This is a genomic window from Kitasatospora sp. NPDC058048, from assembly GCF_042885555.1.
GTDB classification, from domain to species: Bacteria; Actinomycetota; Actinomycetes; order Streptomycetales; family Streptomycetaceae; genus Kitasatospora; species Kitasatospora lactacystinica.
In genome coordinates, this window is the sequence record NZ_JBHVRT010000010.1 from 41,410 (window position 1) to 60,533 (window position 19,124).

A 19,124-nucleotide genomic window follows, 5' to 3' on the forward strand; every position below is an offset into this window, starting at 1 on the left:
AAAGGATGTGCAGGACACGAACCTTGGTTACCAGGACGAGCAAGCTCGGTTACGGCGGGTCAGACGTTGTAGATGTCGGTCTTGTAGCGGGCCAGGTTGGCCGGGTCGCGGAAGAACTCGATGGTCTGCTCCAGGCCCTGCTCCAGGCTGAAGCCGGGGGCCCAGCCGGTGGCCCGGCGCAGCCGGGTCGCGTCCGCGACCAGGCGCATGACCTCGGAGTTGGTCGGACGGATGCGCTGCTCGTCCTCCTTGACCACCAGGTCCACGCCCATCAGCTTGCCGACCAGGGTGACCAGGTCGCCGACCGAGATCTCGCCGCCGGTGCCGGCGTTGAAGGTCCGGCCGACCACCGACTCGGCGGGCGCGGTGCCCACCGTGCGGAATGCGTTGGCGGTGTCCTTGACGAACGTGAAGTCGCGGGTCGGGCGCAGGTCGCCGAGGGTGATCTCGGTCTGGCCGGCCGCGACCTGGGCGATCACGGTCGGGATGACGGCGCGCATCGACTGGCGCGGGCCGAAGGTGTTGAACGGGCGCAGGGTGACGACCGGGGTCTCGAAGCTGGCGTGGTAGCTGTCGGCCAGCCGGTCCCCGCCGGCCTTGGAGGCGGCGTACGGGGACTGGGTGTTGATCGGGTGGTCCTCGGTGATCGGCACGGTCTGCGCGGTGCCGTAGGTCTCGCTGGTGGAGGTGTGCACCAGGCGGGGGATCTCCAGGTGGCGCACCGCCTCCAGCACGTTCAGGGTGCCGGTGACGTTGGTGTCGACGTACGAGTGGGGGGCGCGGTACGAGTACGGGATCGCGATCAGGGCGGCCAGGTGGTAGACCGCCTCGGTGCCCTTGACCAGGCCGTTGACCGAGCCCGGGTCCCGGACGTCGCCGAGGACGATCTCGACCGAGTCCAGCACCTCCTCGGACAGGGTCTCCAGCCAGCCGAAGGACGAGAAGGAGTTGTACTGGACCATCGCGCGGACGTGGTGCCCGTCGGCGACCAGGGTCTCGACGAGGTGGGAGCCGATGAAGCCCTCGGCTCCGGTAACCGCGACGCTGCTCATGCGGATTTCGCTTTCTCGATCTGCCGGGGCGGCCGGACGCCCTGCATTGGCCGGCCGCCGCAGGCCCGGTGGGTGTCTCAGGTGAAACGGGTACGGCGGTGCACGCGAATGGAGGCGTGCGGGATATTCGATGTGTTCAGCGGTGCTGGGTGGTGCGGCCGAGCGCGGGCCCGGCGAGTGCGGTGAGGACACCGGCGGCCGCCCCGCAGCCGATCAGCTGCAGGACGATCGGGTCCGCACCTGTCAGCAGCCCGGCGCTCTCGGCGACCGCGGCGGCCAGACAGACGAGGGCGGTGCTCCAGCTGAACCCGAAGGCGTTCAGCAGCAGCGCCAGCCAGAGCGAGCCGCCGAGGAGCAGCATCGCGCCGAGCTGCGGCACGCCGAGCGCGGGGGCGCCGGGCCACAGCACGGTCGCGGCGGCGTCCAGCGCGGCCACGGTGGTGAGGTAGATGAACAGGCAGCCGAGCAGGATCGCGCCGGTGCGGCGGGAGAACTGGCCGCTGGTGTGGCTGGTGCGCAGTGCGGCGACCGCCAGTGCCCGGTAGCGGAAGAGCAGCCACTCGGCGAGGCCCAGGCTGAGCGTCAGCGCGATCATGGCCGGTCCGGTCGGGGTGGTCGAGGTCTCCTGCGCGGGGTGGCCGCCGGACTGCACGGCCTGGTGGATGGTCCCGCCGAGGCCGGCGATCAGCGTGAGCGCGCCGCAGGCCAGGCCGAACAGCAGGTGCGGGATCTCCTGGCGGACCGGCAGCCTCAGCTCCACGGACTCGCGCTCGCCGCCGCGGACGCAGACCAGCAGCTCCCGGGCGGCCAGTCCGACCGCCAGTGCCACCGAGGCGAGCAGCACGACCGTGCGGACCAGCTGCGGAACGTCCACCGCCAGCACCACGCCCGCGCCGACCGAGGCCGGGGCCAGCGCCAGCAGCAGGAACTTCTCCCGCCCGAGCACCAGCAGCACGGTGGCCGCGCCCAGGTAGCAGGACTGCCCGGCGGCGAAGGACAGCGCGCCGAGCGGCCCGCCGACCACGTACGCGGCGGCGGACGCGACCAGCGCGCCGACCGGGGCGCCGACGGCCAGGCAGACCGCGGCCTCACGGCGGCGCATCCGGCCCAGCCAGCGGTAGGAGCGGTGTGCCAGCGCCTGGTTGAAGCCCCAGCTGACCAGCGTGGCGACGGACAGCGCGAGCATGCCCGAGGGCAGGCCGAAGCGCATCCGGGTGGTCGCGAACAGGCTGGCGCCGAGCAGGTAGCCGAGCCCCGGCAGGGCGAACACCAGGCCGCGCACCACGCAGCGCCAGGGATCGGCCCGCCAGGGGTTGGCGAACTCGGAGCTCGGGCCGGGGTAGCGGCGCTGGACCTTCTCGAACAGCTCCTCGGCGACGGTGAACGCGTCGGGGCGGCCGTACAGCAGGGCGGCCTGCTCGTCCGAGAGGCCGTCGGACTCCAGGAAGGCCGCGATCTCGTACGGGTGGACGGCGTCGGCGCAGACGTCGCGCAGGCGCTCGGCGAGTTCGTCCAGCGGGTCCGCGGAGAGGTGGAGCGACTCCTCGGGCTCCGGCTCCTGCTCCGGCGGGGCGGGGCGGCGGCGCTTGAGCGGCAGGGTGCGCAGCTGCATGGTGTGCTCGGGTCCGGCTTCGTCCGGAACCAGTCGCAATGGACCGCTCATGCTCCGACCTCGTTGTGCTCGGCGGCCGCTTCGCGGGACACGCGCTTCTCCATGGTTCTCTCTCCCCCGGCCGCCGGCCGGGGGTGCTCCGGACGCCGGTTCACGCTCCGACCTCGCTCGGCTCGGGGCGGGCGGCGGAGGCCAGCTGCTGGTCCCAGTCGGGGCTGGGGACCTGGTCGGTGACGGCGACCATGCCGCCGGGCATCCAGCGGGCGGTGCCCAGGAGTTCGGTGTAGATCCCGCGGAAGCCGTCGATGTTCTGGCGGAGGGTGAACTGCTCGATCACCCGCAGCCGGGCGCCTTCACCGAGCCGGGCGCGCCGTTCGGCGTCGCGCAGCAACTCGATCGCGGCGGCCGCCATCGGCTCGGGCTCGCGCGGCGGGACGACCAGTCCGGTGTCGCCGACGGCCTCGCGCACGCCGCCGACGTCGGTGGAGACGGTCGCGCGGCCGCAGGACATCGCTTCGATCAGGGTGAACGGGAAGCCCTCGCTGATGCTGGAGAGCATGACCACGTTGCCCGCCGCGTACGCGTCGGTGATGTCGGCGACGCGGCCCTCGAAGGCCACCGACTCGGCTATGCCGAGCTCGGCGGCCAGGGCTATGCAGCGGTCCCGGTACCCCTCGCCGCCCTTGGGAGTGCCGCCGAAGAGCCGCAGCCGCGCCTCGGGGATCTCGCGCTGCACGATGGCGAAGGCCTGGATCAGCGTCTCCAGGTCCTTGATCGGGTCGACCCGGCCGGCCCAGCTGAGGGTCGGCGTCTCGGGCTCGGGACCGGCCGGCGGGAAGGCGGCCGGGTCCACCCCGTTGTAGACGGTGCGGATGTGCGAGGACGGCGTGCCGCCGCGCTCCTCCCAGCGCCGGTTGTACCGGTTGCCGGGGGTGACCAGCGCGGCCTGCCGGTAGCTCTCCTCGGCGAGCATCCGGTAGAAGCCGAGCAGCAGTGCCTTGACCGGCCAGCGGTACGGGCCGGTGCGGTAGCCGAGGTAGCGCTCGCGCAGGTAGATGCCGTGCTCGGTGAGCAGAAACGGTACGCCGTACTGCTGGGCGGCGATCAGCCCGGGCAGGGTGGCGAGCCCGCCACTGGCCGCGTGCGCGACGCCGTCCTTCGGCGGCTCGACCGAGAGCGGCCGCAGGGCGTGCTCCAGCAGGTCGGTGGCGTTCAGGGCGTCGTGCAGGGTGGGCCGGGAGACGGCGGTCGGCAGGTAGTCGCGGGTCCAGACGTGCTGGAGGGTGCGCAGCGCGCGCTCGCTGCGCAGCGCCGGGCTGAGCAGCCCGTGCCGGGCGAGGTCGGCGAAGTTGTACAGCTCGGTGCCGAAGTGGGTGGTGTACACCGGATCGAGGATGGAGTGCAGGAAGCGCTCGTACGCGTTGAGGAAGCGCCGCATCTCCTTGCCACGGGGCGGTCGGCCTTCCGAGGCCGGCCCCCACAGCGGTGCGGTGGTGACCGACCGCACGTTGGCGGGCAGCTCCCAGGCCAGTGGTTCGTGCCCGGTTCCGGTGACGGCGATGACGTCGAACTCGACGTCCGGCATGCCTTGAACGAGCTGGTCGCACCAGACGCTCACGCCGCCGTGCTGGTGCGGATACGTCCCCTCGGTGAGCAGGGTGACGCGCATTCCTGTCCCCCCTCCTGTTCTTGCGTCGGTTCCGGCCTGGATGGCCGGAACGGGAGCCGTGGCGGGGGGGGGGGGGGGGGGGCGCCCCCCCCCCCCCCCCGCCGGCGGCGGATCGTACCGGTTACCGGTTGCCGGAGCGTCCGGTGGTGCTGCTCGGCGTGGCCGTCCCCCCAGACGGCTTGCCGTTCTTCGTCGCAGCGGTGCTGTCGTGTCGGCCGTCGCCGCCCTGACCGATGGTGCCAGCGGTGACGTCCTTGCCCGGCACCGGGGTTCCGCTACCCGGGACCAGGGACGGGGCGGGCTTGCGCGTGGTGTCGCTCGGGCCCACCGGGACGGGGGTCGCGACGCCCTGCGGCACGACCTTCTTGTCCGCCGGCACCGGGGCCGGGACGGACTTGGCCGCGACGCTCGGGGCGACGGCGGCCGGGGCGGCCGGCGCGGACGGCAGCTGCAGGGTGACGCTGCTCTGCAGCGCGCCCGGGGACACCCAACCCGAGAGCGTACCGGCGTAGGACGAACCGAACCCGCCCGTTCCGATGGCCAGCTTCTGAGCAGTTCCGGTCGGCATGGTGGCCTGGACCTGAACGCCGGACGGCGCGTTCACGGTGATGGTGTTGCCGACCCGGTAGGCGGTGACCTGGCCGGAGGCGACCGCGTTGTTCCAGGCCGCGCGGCGCTGGAACTCCTGGCCGATCTCGCGCTGGCTCAGGTTCACGATCGGGGCGCTGTCCGCGTGCAGCGAGCGGTAGGTGCCGAGGATCTTCTCCAGCACCGGGTACAGGATGCGGTCCTCGGACAGGTTCGACTGGTGCACGAAGTGCGGCCGCGGGTCGTTGTTCAGCACGTGGCCGAGGTCGATCCGGGCCTCCAGCGGCACGATGTACGACTGGTAGCCGGTGTTGACGTCGAGCGGCTGCGGCAGGCAGGTCGAGTTGGCGTTGTTCTCGCAGACGCCGCTGCCGCCGTTGGCCTTGCTGGTGTAGATCCAGTTGTACTCGTCGGTCTCCTCCTTCGCCGTGGCGGCGTTGTAGAAGACGTTCATCGGGTACCGCGGCACGGTCAGCACGGACGAGCCGACGGTCCGCTGGCCGGTCTCGCGGGAGGCGTCGCTGGCGGTGAACTTGATGCCGTTGGCGACCAGCGCCGGGGCCAGGTACGGGTTGTCGCTGGTCTCCTGCGGGGCGGTCAGCAGACCGGAGTGCTCACCGGTGACCAGGGTCTGCGCGTCGAACTGGAGGCCGCGCGCGGTGGCCCAGTCGGCGTTGTTCTTGATCTGGGTGGAGATGGTGTTCTGGTCGACCCAGACGGTGCCGCCCGCGCTGTTCTTGGAGCAGACCCACGGCACCACGGTGACGTTCTGGACGCAGCCCAGGTACGGGTGGGTGTAGGTGTGGTTGACCCACCGGTAGCTGCTCTGGTCGGCGATCATCCGGTCCGCCGTGGGGTCGGCGGTGGTCTCGTGGTCGGCCTTCCAGTCCTCGCTGCCGCCACCGTTGAACACCATGTCCAGGGTGAAGTTGTTGGCGGCCTGCCACTGCTTGAGGTGGTCGGCGTCGTCGACGGTCATCCGGATCGGGCTGGCGGTGTCCGGGGTGCCGGGCGGGCAGGTGACGTCGCCGGGGGTGCACTTGAGCGTGGTGTCCCAGCGGTCGTCGGCCAGGAAGACGTCGTCCACGTGGGTGGCGAAGTAGTTGCGGTCGTAGCCGAGGTGGACGCCCTGGGTGAGCCAGTCGACCATGCCGCGGGCCAGCAGCCGGTACTGCTGCTGGTACTGGTTGTAGACGAACGTGACGACCAGTTCCTTGCGGCCGTCGTGGGTGTACTCGCCGACCAGCGAACCGCGGGCGGTCGCATTGGGTATCGGCGCGTCGACCAGCGGGACGAACGAGGCGCCGGCCGGCAGGCTGGCGAGCGGGGTCGCCAGGTAGCCGTAGCTCTCGCTGACGTTCGTGTCGTTGTCCTCGAACGGGACGCTGCCCTTGAGGTACCCGAACGGGCCCGAAGTGCCGGCCGCGGTGGTGGCGCCCTGGAATCCGTCGAGAGTGCCCACGAATCCGGGATTCTGAGCGTAGTTCAGACCCACCGCGGGGTTGGCCCACGTGTACGCGTCGATCTGACGGACGTTGAATGCGGCTTCGTAGCTCGCGATCGCCGTCATCTCGGCGGCACTGTTGGGGAAGGGGTTTTCGTTGGGCAGCACGATGCCCTGGAACTTCCCCCGGGGCAGGCCGTTCACCGTGTCGCTCAGGAAAGCGGAGTTGATCACGGGACGGTTGGGGTCATTGAGGCTGACGACCTTGTAGGGCGTGCCCTGGCTCTTCAGCTCGGCGGTGATGGCGGCGACGGACGGGCCGCCGTCGTCGACGACCAGGACGGTGAGGTCGATCCTGGGCGGCGTGGTGTCGCCGTGGGCCAGGGTGGTCTGCAAGCCGCTGGCCAGCAGGACTGCCGCCGCGCACGCGGCGACTCTTCGGGTCGCTCGACCCATGGTGATCCTCCCCTTGGGGCCGGCGCGGCGCTCCTCGGCGCTCGCCTGCCCGTGTAGCTGTTCGCGGGCAGCAGGCTGCCCGGGCCCATCCTGGTCGAGGGACGGCGGTGCGAGGGACCAATTGGGCGAGAGTGCAGCGAACCTGTTACCAACGTTCATGGCGAAGCCACGAAGGCGCTGATTGTGACCGGAACCGTCCCGGCGGCGCAAATAGTGAATTGAAAATGAAAAACCGGAAGCTGAGTGCTACACGTGGTTACCGAGGGTGTGCCCGGTGGGGTGGGCGGGGCACCTACACTGTCGTCGTTGCGCATGACACTCTTGCACATCCCGCCGCCCCGTTGGGCAGGTTCATGCAATATCGGGCACCGCTGTGCCATGTGACAGTCCGAATATGCAATGGAGGCGCTCGCGTGGTCGATCAGCATACCGAGCCGGAGGGATTCCTGAGCGTACGGAATGCGTCACCGAAGCCCTCCGGAACGCCGCTGGTCGGACGCAGTCTCGGTTTGCGCGGCGCGTTGAATGCCCGGGATCTGGGCGGGTACCGCGCGGCTGACGGGCGGATTCTGCGCCGCAGGGTGGCACTGCGCAGCGATGGCCTGAACCATGTCACCACCGAGGACCTCGGCCCGCTCGGCGCACTCGGCCTGCGCAGCGTGGTGGACCTGCGGAGCATGGACGAGGTCCGCGGCGCCGGACTGGACCGCCTGCCAGGCGGTGTGACGCTGCATCATCTACCGCTGCTGGCCGCGGACTTCGACATCTCGCTGCTGGTCCGCGACGCGCTGGCCGACCAAAGTCCGCAGCGCCAGCGGGCGTTGCTCGGCGACGGCCGGGCTTCCGCCCTGATGGCCGGTCTCTACCGATGGTTCGTCACGGATCCGGTGGCGCGCGAGCGCTTCGCGGCCCTGCTGCGCCTGCTGGCCGCCCCGCAGGGCCCGCCACTGCTGTTCCACTGCTCGGCGGGCAAGGACCGCACCGGCTGGGCCGCCGCGCTCCTGCTGACCGCCCTCGGGGTGGACCGCGGGACCGTCCTGGCCGACTACCTGCTCACCAACGAGCGCTCGGCTCCGGTCGTGCGCGGGGTGCTGGGCGACTTCGCCGCCCGTGGCCTGATGCGCGAGCCCGAGCTGCTCCTGCCGGTCTTCCGGGCCGACGGCGGCTACCTGGACGCGGCCTTCGCGGAGGTCGAGGCCGGCTGGGGCGGGTTCGACGCGTTCTGGCGGGACGGGCTCGGGCTGGACGACGAGGTGCTGGCCGGGCTGCGCGCCAACCTGCTGGACGAGCCGGGGGCCGGGCGGGGCCCGGCCCCCGGTGGCGGGCTCAGCCCTCGTTGATCAGCCCCTCGCGCAGCTGGGTGAGCGTCCGGGTCAGCAGCCGGGAGACGTGCATCTGGGAGATCCCGATCTCCTCGCCGATCTGCGACTGGGTCAGGTTCCCGAAGAAGCGCAGCATGATGATCCGGCGCTCGCGCGGCGGCAGCTTGGCCAGCAGCGGCTTGAGCGACTCCCGGTACTCGACGCCCTCCAGCGCGAGGTCCTCGTAGCCGAGCCGGTCGGCCAGCGGCCCGTCGCTGTCCTCCTCGCCGGTGCTGGAGTCCAGCGAGCTGGCGGTGTACGCGTTGCCGACCGCGAGGCCCTCGACCACGTCCTCCTCGCTGACCCCCAGGCAGGCCGCCAGCTCGGCGACGGTGGGGGAGCGGTCCAGCCGCTGGGAGAGCTCGTCGCCGGCCTTGGTGAGCGCCAGCCGCAGCTCCTGGAGCCGCCGCGGCACCCGGACCGACCAGCTGGTGTCCCGGAAGAAGCGCTTGATCTCGCCCACCACGGTGGGCATCGCGAAGGTGGGGAACTCCACCCCGCGCTCCGGGTCGAAGCGGTCGATCGCCTTGATCAGGCCGATGGTGCCGACCTGGACGATGTCCTCCATCGGCTCGTTGCGGCTGCGGAAGCGCGCCGAGGCGTACCGGACCAGCGGCAGGTTGAGCTCGATCAGGGTGTCGCGGACGTAGGTGTGCTCCGCGCTGCCCGGGTCCAGTGCGGCCAGCCGCAGGAACAGCGAGCGGGAGAGCGTCCGGGTGTCCAGCCCGGAGCCGGGCGGCGTCTGCGTTCCCGCGGCGGGGCCGGGTGGCCGGACCGTCTCGACCCGCTGCAGCGGGACCAGGTCCTCGGCGACGGCCGTGCCGGTGGCCCGGCCGGCGTGGATCTCCGCAGTGCCCAGCTCTCCGGACATGCACCCACCCCCTTGTGACTGTCGGTTGAACGGGGGCCGTCGCGCGGTGGTTCCCGGCGAGGGCCTTCCCCCTCCATACCGGAACACGGTCCACGGCAAACCCGAACGTCGCAAGATGTCACGCCGGGGTAACTGGCTGCAATCTCACTCTTCCCAGGAGTTGCCGGTCCGAAGCCTGGTCAGGATCCGTGAGAGCAGCCGGGACACGTGCATCTGGGACATCCCCAGCTCGGTGCTGATCTGGGACTGGGTCAGGTTGGCGAAGAACCGCAGCATCACGATCCGGCGCTCCCGCTCGGGGAGCTGGACCAGCAGGTGGCGGACCATGTCCCGGTGCTCGACCTCGGCCAGCGCGGAGTCCTCGTAGCCGAGCCGGTCGAGCAGGGCGAGCCCGCCCTCGTGCTCCTGCGCGGCCTCCAGGGAGGCCGCGTTGTAGGCCCGCCCGGCGTCCAGGCAGGCCCGCACGTCCTCCTCGGGGATCCGCAGGCTGGCGGCGATCTCGGGCACCTTGGGCACCCGCCCGTGCAGCACCGTCAGCTCCTCCATCGCACCGCTGACCTGGACCCACAGCTCCTGGAGCCGGCGCGGGACGTGCATGGTGCGGACGTTGTCCCGGAAGTAGCGCTTGATCTCGCCGAGGATGGTCGGCAGCGCGTAGGTGGGGAACTGGACGCCGCGGCCGGGGTCGAAGCGGTCGATCGCGTTGATCAGGCCGATGGTGCCGACCTGGACGACGTCCTCCATCGGTTCGCTGCGGCTGCGGAAGCGGGTGGCCGCGTAGCGGACCAGCGGGATGTTCACCTCGATCAGGGCGGCCCGCACCCGCTCCCGCTCGGGGGCGTCCGGGGGCAGCTCGGCGAGCCGTTCGAACAGCACCCGGGTCAGCGTCCGGACGTCCACGGCGGGGCGGCCGCCGGGGCCGCGCAGCCGGTCCGGGCGGAGCTCGCCGGCCGGGCTGGTGATCGCAGCCAGCACTTCGTCCACGGACACCTCACCCCTCCCAAAGTCGTCAACGGCGGGCCCTGCGGATCGGGTGTCGCGGCTGGCTCGGTATCTCGCCATGTCCGGCAAAACCGGTCATAGCATCACAAGGTGGGCACACATCGGGCAAGCACCCGACGGAGGTGTGTTGGTGGGCTGTTCAACCTTTCCCGGGCCGGCCGACGAAGTGCCGCACGGATCGTTCCGGGACGGAGCAAGGGCGCCCCGCCCGGAGGCCGGGCGGGGCGCGACGGTCCGTCCGGGGGACGCGTCCGGGGCGGGTTCCGGACGCGCGGGGTCGGACGGACGGGGACCGGACGGGTGCCGGACGGGTGCTCAGACCTCGATGTCGGCGATCACCCAGGTGGCGAACTCGCGCCAGAGGCCGGCCGCGGCCTGGTGGTCCGGGTGGGTCAGGTAGGCCTGGAGGGCGTCGCGGTCCTCGACCAGGCTGTTGATCGCGTAGTCGTACGCGATGTCGCGCTCGGTGGTGTTCCAGCCGCACTCCCACTCGCGCAGCTCGGGGATCACCGCGCCGAGCGCGTCGAAGGCCTTGGCGCCGGCGAGCACGCGCTCTTCGTCCTTGCTGACGCCTTCGTTGAGCTTGAACAGGACCAGGTGGCGGATCACGATTGCCGCTCCTCGCGGACGGGGACAGAGGGTCCCGCTCACCGTAGCCGGTGCGCCGGGGCCGGTCGCGGGCCGTCCGTCACTTGATCAGACCGGTCATGAAGGTGCCGACCGCCTTGGCGGCGTTCGAGATCCCCTCGAACCCGAGCTGCACCAGCTCCGCCGACCGGGAGGGCGAGGTGATGATCGAGTAGAGCACGAAGATGAGCAGGAGGGCCATGCCGATCCTCTTCGCCTGCGCCATCGGGTGACCTGCCTCCCAGCCGTGGGCCGCCGTCATCCGGTCCCCGAGCGGCCTGCAGGGGGCAGCTTATCCACCCGGACGGGCTATCAAGTGTGCGACGCGTTCGGCCGGCGGGACGAAGGTCCCCGCGAGTGGGGCCTTTCTCCGGATGCCCCGTCGCGGGCCGGGCGGCAGGATGGAGGACGTACCGAGGATCTGGCAGGAATCCCCGGTGCGTGGATCCGGAGCTCCCCGCTGTGGGACCGGTCGCCGCGGCTTCCCCCGACGCGGCGCCGGTTGTGGGACTCCGCCGGGGGAGCGGTCAGTCCCCCCGAGCCGCTCCCCCTCCAGGCTCCGTACGGACCGGGCACCGGTGGTCATCGGCCCGGGGTACGGAGCCGTTTTTCGTGCCCGGACACCGGCCGGACAAACGCCGAGGGCCCGTCCGGATCGGACGGGCCCTCGGGCTTTCGAGCGGTAGCGGTGGGATTCGAACCCACGGTGGAGTTGCCCCCACACACGCTTTCGAGGCGTGCTCCTTTGGCCGCTCGGACACGCTACCGAGAGGAACTCTACCGGAGGGGTGCGCAGTCACGAAATCCGTATCGCCACGGCGGTCGGCGGGCTCTCGGCGGCGGGCTCTCAGCGGTGGGTGTCGAAGAAAGCGCGCAGCTGTTCGCCGCACTCGTCGGCGAGGACGCCCCAGATCACCTCGGGGCGGTGGTTGAGCCGGCGGTCGCGCATCACGTCGAAGAGCGAGCCGGCCGCGCCGGCCTTCTCGTCGAGGGCGCCGTAGACCACCCGGTCGATCCGGGACAGCACGATGGCGCCCGCGCACATGGTGCACGGCTCCAGGGTGACGACCAGTGTGCAGCCGCTCAGCCGCCATTCCCCGATCTTCTCGGCCGCCTGCCGGATCGCGACCACCTCGGCGTGCGCGGTCGGGTCGCCGACCGCCTCGCGCTCGTTGTGGCCGCGTCCGATCACCTCGCCGTCCGGGTCCAGGACGAGCGCCCCGACCGGCACGTCCCCGGTGGCCGGCGCCAGCGCGGCCTCGGCCATGGCCAGGCGCATCGGCGCCGCCCAGCGGTCGCGGACCGGGTCGGGGCGGACGGGGGCGGGCAACGGGGGGACGCGCGGAACGGTCAGCGGGGTGGATGCGGGCTGCATGGCATCCAGTGTCGGGTATCCGGCGGCGGGCACCGGTACGACCGACCCCTCTACCGGACGGCCTCCAGGACCTCGCCGCAGCCCAGGGCCTCGGCGATCTCCTCCAGGGCGTCGCCCGGCACCGCGCCCTCGCCGCTGAGCGCGAGCAGGGCCTCGGAGGCGAGGCCGAACTCGGTGAGCAGGTGGGCGTCGCCCAGCGGGCCGACCGGGACGCCGCCGCGGGCGTCGGCGTCCTCCTCGTCCTGCTCCTCGGCCTCCTCGGTCTCGTCCAGCAGGTGGTCCAGGTCGCCGAACTCGCTCTCGCCGGCCTGGTCGACCAACTCGTCGGTGAGTACGGACCCGTAGGAGCTGCGGGCGGCCGCGGCGCCGTCCGACACGAAGATCCGCGGGTCCTCCTCGCCGTCCACGCGGACGACGGCGAACCAGGCGTCCTCCTGTTCGATGAAGATCAGGACGCTGTCGTCGTCCTGGGCGGAGTCGCGGGCCAGGTCGGCCAGATCGGCCAGGGTTTCGACGTCGTCGAGCTCCGTCTCGCTCACATCCCACCCGTCCTCAGTGCGAGCAAGCACTGCAGCGAAGTACGCCACCAGGGACACTCCCAAGATCATCGGTCTCGGCTGCCGGCGCGCACGGGCGACGCGAAAATCTGGCCGCCCCCGCGCCAGGGGCGGTCCGCTTGTTCGGACCGTCCCATCGGAATCGTGACAGAAAGCCCGCCCTCGCGGGGGGTGTTCGGCAGCGCGTCTTTGCAGGTCGTGTCGGAAGGGCCGGGTGGCGGACGGCGAAGTCGGGCGTGGCGGTCCGAAGCCGGTCGAAATTTGCTCCGAACGCCCGCCGGGGGCCGCCTCGGGCCGCTCCCGGGTCCGCGCCCGGGGTTCGCCCCCGGGCGCGCGGCGGGGCGGCGCGGGGCCGTCCGGGCCTTGTCAGATCCGGAAGGTTCGCATCCGCATGGCCTCGCGCATCCGCCGCTCCTTGGTCCGCCGGGGCTGGACCCGCTCCCGCAGCTCGCGCGCCTCGGTGAGTTCGCGCAGGAAGACGGCCCGCCGCCTGCGGCGCTCCGCCTCGGTCTCGGGGTGGTCGTGCGGCGGGCCCGGGCTCCGGCCCGACCCGTCGACGGGCTCGTCCATCGAGCCGTCCCCGGCGTTCGGGTTGCTCGTCATAAGAGGTGACATTCCCAGAACGGCCCGGTTGATACCACAGGAGGCACTTCCGTCCGGACATTCGCGACAGGTCACGGCGTGTCACGGGCACGTCACCCGGACCGCCGCCCGGCTGGGGCACGGCGAGTCGTACACCCCTCCGGACCCGGGCTAACCTCGACACATGCGTCTCCACGTCGTCGACCACCCCCTGGTCGCCCACAAGCTCTCCACCCTGCGCGACGAGCGCACCGACTCGCCGACCTTCCGTCGCCTGACCGACGAGCTGGTGACCCTCCTCGCCTACGAGGCCACCCGCGACGTCCGCACCGACGAGGTGGAGATCACCACGCCCGTCGCGGTCACGCTGGGTACCCGGCTCAGCTACCCGCGCCCGCTGGTGGTCCCGATCCTGCGGGCGGGCCTCGGCATGCTGGACGGGATGACCCGCCTGCTGCCGACCGCCGAGGTCGGCTTCCTCGGCATGGTCCGCAACGAGGAGACCCTGGAGGCCTCCACCTACGCCACCCGGATGCCGGACGACCTCTCCGGCCGCCAGGTCTACGTGCTCGACCCGATGCTGGCCACCGGCGGCACCCTGGTCGCCGCGATCAGGATGCTGATCGAGCGCGGTGCCACCGACGTCACCGCCGTGGTGCTGCTGGCCGCGCCCGAGGGCGTCGAGGTGATGGAGCGGGAGCTGGCAGGTCTGCCGGTCACCGTGGTCACCGCCGCCGTGGACGAGCGGCTCAACGAGAACGGTTACATCGTCCCCGGCCTGGGCGACGCGGGCGACCGGCTGTACGGCACGGCCGGCTGAGCCCCCCACCCGAACCACCCGAACCACCGAACACCGAGAGCCCCCGGCACTGCGTCTGCCGGGGGCTCTCGGTGTTCGGCTCCGGTGTCCGGTGGCGGTTCAGCAGCTGCCGGTGGCGGTCGGGGTGGGGGAGGGCTTGGTGGCCAGGGCGAGGGCGGCGGCCGCCTGGGTCTCGTCCAGCAGGGCGTTGTAGCTGTCGCCGATCACGAAGTCCACGGTGAGGTCGGTGCGGGCGTCGGCGGTGACGGCGGCACCGGCGATCTGCGAGCCGACCAGGGTGCCCGCGCCGGCACCGGCCGGACCGGCGATCACCTGGGCGGTGCCGGGCACCTTCTTGTCCAGCTCGGCCGGGGCGTTGCCGACCTTGCCGATGACGAAGCCGCGCTTCTTGAGCTCCTCGGCCGTCCGGCCGGCCAGACCGGCCTTGGTGGTGGCGTTGTAGACATTCACGGTGACCGCGGTGGCCTGCGGGACGGCGTGCGGGTCGCCCTGCGCGGCGGCGGGCGCGTCGGCGGCACCCGGGGTGGCGCCCGGCGTCGGGGCTGCCAGTGCCTTGCCGGACGGGGTCGCGCAGGCCTGTGCCGAGGCGTTCTTGTTCCTGCCGGTGAAGATGTCGTACAGCTGCACGCCGCCGAGCGCGATCAGGGCCAGGGCGAGCAGGCCGGCGAGCGCGGCGATCACCTTGCGGCTCTTCTTCGGAGGCCGGCCCAACCGCGGGTAGGTGTTGCCGGTGACGCGGTACTGCTTCCCCTTGAGGCCTTGGGGAGTCAACATGCTCACGGTTTGTCTCCCCCTCGTACCAGGGCGGGGTCGGGATGACGGATCGGCCGGGTGGGGACTTCCCCGGTGCGGGCGGAATCCCCTGGTCGCGGCCGTAGTCAGCAGCGTAGTGCCGTACGGCCTCGAAGGTACTAAACGATCATCATCTGGCGTACCCCGGTACCCGAAAGGGGGTACCGGGGTACGCGCGGACCGCCCTTCGCCGGATGGCGAGGGGCGGTCCGGAAAGCCCGTGGCGGCCCGACGGCCCGATGACCGGGTCCGTCACTCCATTTCGAGGACGCGGGCGTGCAGCACCTGGCGCTGCTGCAACGCGGCCCGGACGGCCCGGTGCAGGCCGTCCTCCAGGTAGAGGTCGCCGTGCCACTTCACCACGTGGGCGAAGAGGTCCCCGTAGAACGTCGAGTCCTCGGCCAGAAGGGTTTCGAGGTCGAGTTGGCCCTTGGTGGTCACCAGCTGGTCGAGCCGCACCGGGCGCGGGGCGACGTCAGCCCACTGGCGGGTGCTCGTCCGGCCGTGATCCGGGTACGGCCGCCCATTGCCGATGCGCTTGAAGATCACACGGAAAGCCTACCGTTCGGACGGCGGATGGCGCAGCAGCCGCGACGCCGCCACGCGCGCCGGTGTGAACTGCGCATGGACGAATGCAGCTGTTTGATGGGAAATGTCGCGAACATCGCCCGGCGCCGATCGGGTTCCGCGCCGATGCAGAAGCGTTCCGAAGCGTTCCGATCCGCTCAGGAGTGTGCACCGATGTCCTCCGACCCCACCCCGCCGGCCGTCCGGGAGATCGCCGACGGGTACGCCTTCACCGGTCCCGCCCTCGACCTCGGCGCCGTGCTGCTGGACGGCACCGCGTACCCGGACGCCCAGGTGCGCATCCCGCTGGGCGTGCTCAACCGGCACGGGCTGGTCGCCGGGGCCACCGGCACCGGGAAGACCAAGACCCTCCAACTGATCGCCGAACAGCTCTCCGGGCAGGGCGTGCCGGTGTTCCTCGCCGACATCAAGGGGGACGTCTCCGGCATCGCCGCGCCCGGGGCGCCGAGCGAGCGGACCGGCGCCCGGGCCGCCGAAGTGGGGCAGCGGTGGTCGCCGCAGGGCTGCCCGGCCGAGTTCTACTCGCTCGGCGGACAGGGCGCCGGCATCCCGGTCCGGGCCACCGTCACCAGCTTCGGACCGCTGCTGCTGGGCAAGGTGCTCGACCTGAACGAGACCCAGGAGTCCTCGCTCAGCCTGGTGTTCCACTACGCCGACGGCAAGGGCCTGGAGCTCTACGACCTCAAGGACCTCACCGCGGTGATCGCCTTCCTCGCCTCGCCCGAGGGCAAGGAGGAGCTGAGGACCATCGGCGGGCTCTCGGCGGCCACCGCCGGGGTCATCCTGCGCGCGCTCACCGTGCTGGAGAACGAGGGGGCCGGGGCGTTCTTCGGCGAGCCCGAGTTCGACACCGCCGAGCTGCTGCGGACCGCTCCGGACGGCCGGGGCGTCGTCTCGGTGCTGGAACTGCCCGCCGTGCAGGACCGGCCGCGGCTGTTCTCCACCTTCCTGATGTGGCTGCTCGCCGACCTCTACCAAGAGCTGCCCGAGGTGGGCGACCTCGACAAGCCCAAGCTGGTGTTCTTCTTCGACGAGGCGCACCTGCTGTTCAAGGGCGCCTCCAAGGCCTTCCTGGAGGCGATCACCCAGACTGTGCGGCTGATCCGCTCCAAGGGCGTCGGCATCTTCTTCGTGACCCAGACGCCGCGGGACGTGCCCTCCGACGTGCTGGCGCAGCTGGGCAACCGGGTGCAGCACGCGCTGCGCGCCTTCACCCCGGACGACGCCAAGGCGCTCAAGGCCACCGTCTCGACCTTTCCGCGCTCCTCGTACGACCTCGGCGCGGTGCTGACCTCGCTGGGCACCGGCGAGGCCGTGGTCACCGTCCTCTCCGAGAAGGGCGCGCCGACGCCGGTCGCGGCGACCAGGCTGCGGGCGCCGCAGTCGCTGATGGGGCCGATCGGGGCGACGGCCCTGCAGGCGGTGGTGGACGCCTCGCCGCTGACGGCGCGCTACCGGGACGCGATCGACCGGGAGTCGGCGTACGAGAAGCTGGCGGCGCGTGCCCCGCGGCCCCAGGCGGCGCCCACCGGGCCTTCTCCCTCGGCGCCCGCCGAGCGGGCGCCGAGGCGGGAGGCGCCGAGGGAGAAGGAGGGTGCGGGCGGGCTGCTCGGGTCGCTGCTGAGCAACCCGACCGTGAAGTCCTTCGCGCGCTCGGCCGGGAAGCAGCTCGGGCAGGAGATCTCGCGCAGCCTGTTCGGGACGTCCAAGCGGCGGCGCTGACCGGTCGGGCGGTGCGCCCGTCGGTGGGCGTGGCGCCGGCCGGTGGGGCGTGGTGCCGGCCGGTCAGGCGGAGAGCGCGGCGCCGATCCGGTCCAGGGAGGACAGCCGCATCAGGCCGTAGTTGTAGAACTCCACCTCGGGGACGCCGAGTTCGCGCAGGGTGGCGATCTTGGCGGCGAGGTTCTCCGGGCCGTCGCAGTCGGAGGACATCGGGCGCAGGATCACCGCCATGGACTGCGGACGGACGCCGTGCAGGGCGAAGGCGGCGACCTTCTCCCGGACCGCCTCCGGGGTCCTCGCGTAGCCGAGGGTCTCGATCCGGTCGACGGCCCCGGCGAGGGCGGGCAGGTCGATGCCGGCGAGCCAGCCCGTGCCCGGGCCGCCGCCGTCCATGAAGGTCAGCCGCATGCCGTGCCGGCGGGCCTGCTCGGCGAGGTCGGCGGCCAGCGCGGTGACGGTGGTGGCGGAGGCGTCCACGTAGGCGGCGAAGGCGCCGTCGGCGAGGGTGCTCAGGTCGGCGGGCTCGGCGGCGGCGGACTCGTCGGCCAGCCGGCGGCGCAGCTCGGCGCGGACCGCCGCGGCCACCGCCTCGGCCGGGACCCCGGCGCGGGTGGCGGCGGCGCGGCAGTGCGGGCAGAAGCAGACCCCGAGCAGGGCCTCGGTGGTCGGGCCCAACTCCTCGAAGTAGCGCTCGTGGTGGTAGCCGTGGCGCAGTCCGTGGAAGTGCAGGGACTCGGCGCGGATCGCGTCCACGCCGTACCGGGCCAGTTCGGCGACCAGGGTCAGCGCGTACTCCCGGACCTCCGGGTTCGCCGGGCAGAGTTCGGTGAGGTGGCGGTCGCCGAAGGCGTTGGCCGGGGCGCAGTCGGGGTGGGTGAAGCCGAGCCGGTCGTTGTGGCAGAAGACCGTCCAGGCGTGCAGCTTCAGACCGCGGCGGCGGGCCTCCGCGGCGGCCTCGGCGAAGGGGTCGCGGTCGCCGATCGCGGTGGACGGCGCGGGGGACAGCCGGCGGCCCCGCCAGGCGGCCGGGTCGGGGCGGAAGTACGCCGCGCCCGGCTCCAGGTAGCGGACCACCCGGCGGGGGTTGTGCGGGAAGACGTCGCGGGCCTCGTGGTAGACCGAGGCGAGGGTGACGCCGCCGACCCCGGCGCGGTCGGTGAGGTTGCCGAAGAAGGTGTCGGCGCCCTCGTCGAGCAGGTCGGTGGCGAAGGCGAGGACGGACGACTCCACGGTGCGGCTCCGGAGCTGGGGGAGGGTGAGCCGTCCACGCTAGCCGCAGGGGTGGGGTTGGTCTATACCTGATGGTCCGGACGGGAATCGTCGGACACGCCCTACAGGCCGAGCTCGTCCAGCTGCTTGAGCAGGTCGGATCCGGGGCTGCTCGGGGCGGTCCCCTGCGGCGCGGCGGGCTTCGCGGCCGGCCGGTCGCGGAGCAGGACGGCGGCGGCCAGTCCGCCGATCAGCCCGCCGAGGTGGCCCAGCCAGCTGACGCCCGGGGTGACGGGCAGGACCCCGATCAGGATGGTCGAGTAGACCACCGCGACGACGACGCCGACCACCGCGTCCAGCACGTTGCGGTCCAGGAGCCCGCGCAGCACCACGTAGCCGAGGTAGCCGTAGACCATGCCGCTCGCGCCGGCCGTCACCGTGTTCGGGCTCTCCAGCAGCCAGACCAGCAGCCCGCCGGACACCACGATCACCAGGCTGGCCAGCAGGAACTTCCGCATGCCCCGGTAGGCGGACAGGAAGCCGAGCACGAACAGCGGCCAGGAGTTGGCCTCGATGTGGCCCCAACTGAAGTGCAGGAACGGCGAGGTGAACATCTCCGGGAGGTCCCCGACCTGCTCGGTGCGCAGGCCGAACTCCCGCGACAGCCCGTAGTCGTCCAGCCAGTTGAGCACCTGCACCGACCAGATGACGGCCTGGATGCCGAGCATGGTGAGCAGCGCACGGCGGGAGTCGGCGAACAACTGGGCGAATTTGGCGGCCATGCCCCGACTCTAGGG

Annotated in this window: 18 protein-coding genes and 1 tRNA gene; 3 read left to right on the forward strand and 16 right to left on the reverse strand. The window is 72.0% G+C overall.

Annotated elements, in window-relative coordinates; translation table 11 throughout:
• Nucleotides 1-59: 59 nt before the first annotated feature.
• The 4 genes from ACFVVA_RS13275 to ACFVVA_RS13290 form a co-directional block, all read right to left on the reverse strand.
• Nucleotides 60-1,052 (reverse strand): SDR family NAD(P)-dependent oxidoreductase, encoded by a 993-nt coding sequence (locus ACFVVA_RS13275; protein ID WP_380547479.1) that lies wholly within the window; start codon nucleotides 1,050-1,052, stop codon nucleotides 60-62.
• Nucleotides 1,053-1,188: 136 nt separating this feature from the next.
• Entirely contained in the window at nucleotides 1,189-2,715 is a 1,527-nt protein-coding gene (locus tag ACFVVA_RS13280) for a hypothetical protein (protein WP_387688834.1), read from the reverse strand.
• A 100-nt stretch (nucleotides 2,716-2,815) separates the two neighbouring features.
• Entirely contained in the window at nucleotides 2,816-4,333 is a 1,518-nt protein-coding gene (gene pelF, locus ACFVVA_RS13285) for a GT4 family glycosyltransferase PelF (protein ID WP_387688836.1), read from the reverse strand.
• 121 nt (nucleotides 4,334-4,454) lie between these two features.
• Nucleotides 4,455-6,821, reverse strand: a complete 2,367-nt coding sequence (locus ACFVVA_RS13290) for a hypothetical protein (protein ID WP_387688838.1) — start codon at nucleotides 6,819-6,821, stop codon at nucleotides 4,455-4,457.
• A 353-nt stretch (nucleotides 6,822-7,174) separates the two neighbouring features.
• Here ACFVVA_RS13290 and ACFVVA_RS13295 point away from each other — a divergent pair, with 353 nt between their 5' ends.
• On the forward strand, nucleotides 7,175-8,161 hold the full coding sequence (locus ACFVVA_RS13295; RefSeq protein WP_387689143.1) for a tyrosine-protein phosphatase: 987 nt from the start codon (nucleotides 7,175-7,177) through the stop codon (nucleotides 8,159-8,161).
• On the opposite strand, the gene ACFVVA_RS13300 is transcribed toward ACFVVA_RS13295, so the two are convergent.
• From ACFVVA_RS13300 to ACFVVA_RS13335, 8 genes are all read right to left on the reverse strand, one after another.
• Nucleotides 8,148-9,053: an RNA polymerase sigma factor SigF gene (locus ACFVVA_RS13300; protein WP_380550902.1), complete on the reverse strand. Its 906-nt coding sequence runs from the start codon at nucleotides 9,051-9,053 to the stop codon at nucleotides 8,148-8,150. The genes ACFVVA_RS13295 and ACFVVA_RS13300 overlap by 14 nt on opposite strands.
• A 144-nt stretch (nucleotides 9,054-9,197) precedes the next feature.
• On the reverse strand, nucleotides 9,198-10,115 hold the full coding sequence (locus ACFVVA_RS13305; protein ID WP_380358919.1) for an RNA polymerase sigma factor SigF: 918 nt from the start codon (nucleotides 10,113-10,115) through the stop codon (nucleotides 9,198-9,200).
• A 255-nt stretch (nucleotides 10,116-10,370) separates the two neighbouring features.
• Nucleotides 10,371-10,664, reverse strand: a complete 294-nt coding sequence (locus tag ACFVVA_RS13310) for a Dabb family protein (protein WP_360351558.1) — start codon at nucleotides 10,662-10,664, stop codon at nucleotides 10,371-10,373.
• Between the two features lie 79 nt (nucleotides 10,665-10,743).
• The gene (locus ACFVVA_RS13315; RefSeq protein WP_359913966.1) at nucleotides 10,744-10,884 is read right to left on the reverse strand and encodes a hypothetical protein; all 141 of its coding nucleotides are present in this window, start codon (nucleotides 10,882-10,884) and stop codon (nucleotides 10,744-10,746) included.
• Nucleotides 10,885-11,362: 478 nt separating this feature from the next.
• A tRNA-Ser gene (locus ACFVVA_RS13320) sits at nucleotides 11,363-11,449 on the reverse strand.
• An 80-nt stretch (nucleotides 11,450-11,529) separates the two neighbouring features.
• On the reverse strand, nucleotides 11,530-12,057 hold the full coding sequence (gene tadA, locus ACFVVA_RS13325) for a tRNA adenosine(34) deaminase TadA (protein WP_387688843.1): 528 nt from the start codon (nucleotides 12,055-12,057) through the stop codon (nucleotides 11,530-11,532).
• 50 nt (nucleotides 12,058-12,107) lie between these two features.
• Nucleotides 12,108-12,665, reverse strand: a complete 558-nt coding sequence (locus ACFVVA_RS13330; RefSeq protein ID WP_387688845.1) for a tRNA adenosine deaminase-associated protein — start codon at nucleotides 12,663-12,665, stop codon at nucleotides 12,108-12,110.
• A 315-nt stretch (nucleotides 12,666-12,980) separates the two neighbouring features.
• Nucleotides 12,981-13,184, reverse strand: coding sequence for a hypothetical protein (locus tag ACFVVA_RS13335; RefSeq protein ID WP_387689145.1), 204 nt, complete (start codon nucleotides 13,182-13,184; stop codon nucleotides 12,981-12,983).
• A gap of 196 nt (nucleotides 13,185-13,380) precedes the next feature.
• On the opposite strand from ACFVVA_RS13335, the gene upp reads away from it, so the two are divergent.
• Nucleotides 13,381-14,016: a uracil phosphoribosyltransferase gene (gene upp / locus ACFVVA_RS13340; protein ID WP_049650159.1), complete on the forward strand. Its 636-nt coding sequence runs from the start codon at nucleotides 13,381-13,383 to the stop codon at nucleotides 14,014-14,016.
• A gap of 99 nt (nucleotides 14,017-14,115) precedes the next feature.
• Here the strand turns inward: upp and ACFVVA_RS13345 are convergent, their stop codons facing one another.
• Together ACFVVA_RS13345 and ACFVVA_RS13350 are read right to left on the reverse strand one after the other, a co-directional pair.
• Nucleotides 14,116-14,790, reverse strand: a complete 675-nt coding sequence (locus ACFVVA_RS13345; RefSeq protein WP_387689148.1) for a LytR C-terminal domain-containing protein — start codon at nucleotides 14,788-14,790, stop codon at nucleotides 14,116-14,118.
• Nucleotides 14,791-15,060: 270 nt separating this feature from the next.
• Complete coding sequence (locus ACFVVA_RS13350; protein ID WP_030061387.1) at nucleotides 15,061-15,357, reverse strand: type II toxin-antitoxin system VapB family antitoxin; 297 nt, start codon at nucleotides 15,355-15,357, stop codon at nucleotides 15,061-15,063.
• Nucleotides 15,358-15,549: 192 nt separating this feature from the next.
• Between ACFVVA_RS13350 and ACFVVA_RS13355 the strand changes: the two genes are divergently transcribed.
• Complete coding sequence (locus tag ACFVVA_RS13355; protein ID WP_387688848.1) at nucleotides 15,550-17,118, forward strand: helicase HerA-like domain-containing protein; 1,569 nt, start codon at nucleotides 15,550-15,552, stop codon at nucleotides 17,116-17,118.
• Between the two features lie 63 nt (nucleotides 17,119-17,181).
• Here ACFVVA_RS13355 and ACFVVA_RS13360 read toward each other — a convergent pair whose 3' ends face one another.
• The gene (locus tag ACFVVA_RS13360; protein WP_387688850.1) at nucleotides 17,182-18,348 is read right to left on the reverse strand and encodes a hypothetical protein; all 1,167 of its coding nucleotides are present in this window, start codon (nucleotides 18,346-18,348) and stop codon (nucleotides 17,182-17,184) included.
• A 101-nt stretch (nucleotides 18,349-18,449) separates the two neighbouring features.
• The gene (locus ACFVVA_RS13365) at nucleotides 18,450-19,109 is read right to left on the reverse strand and encodes a rhomboid family intramembrane serine protease (RefSeq protein ID WP_387688852.1); all 660 of its coding nucleotides are present in this window, start codon (nucleotides 19,107-19,109) and stop codon (nucleotides 18,450-18,452) included.
• Between the last annotated feature and the right edge of the window lie 15 nt (nucleotides 19,110-19,124).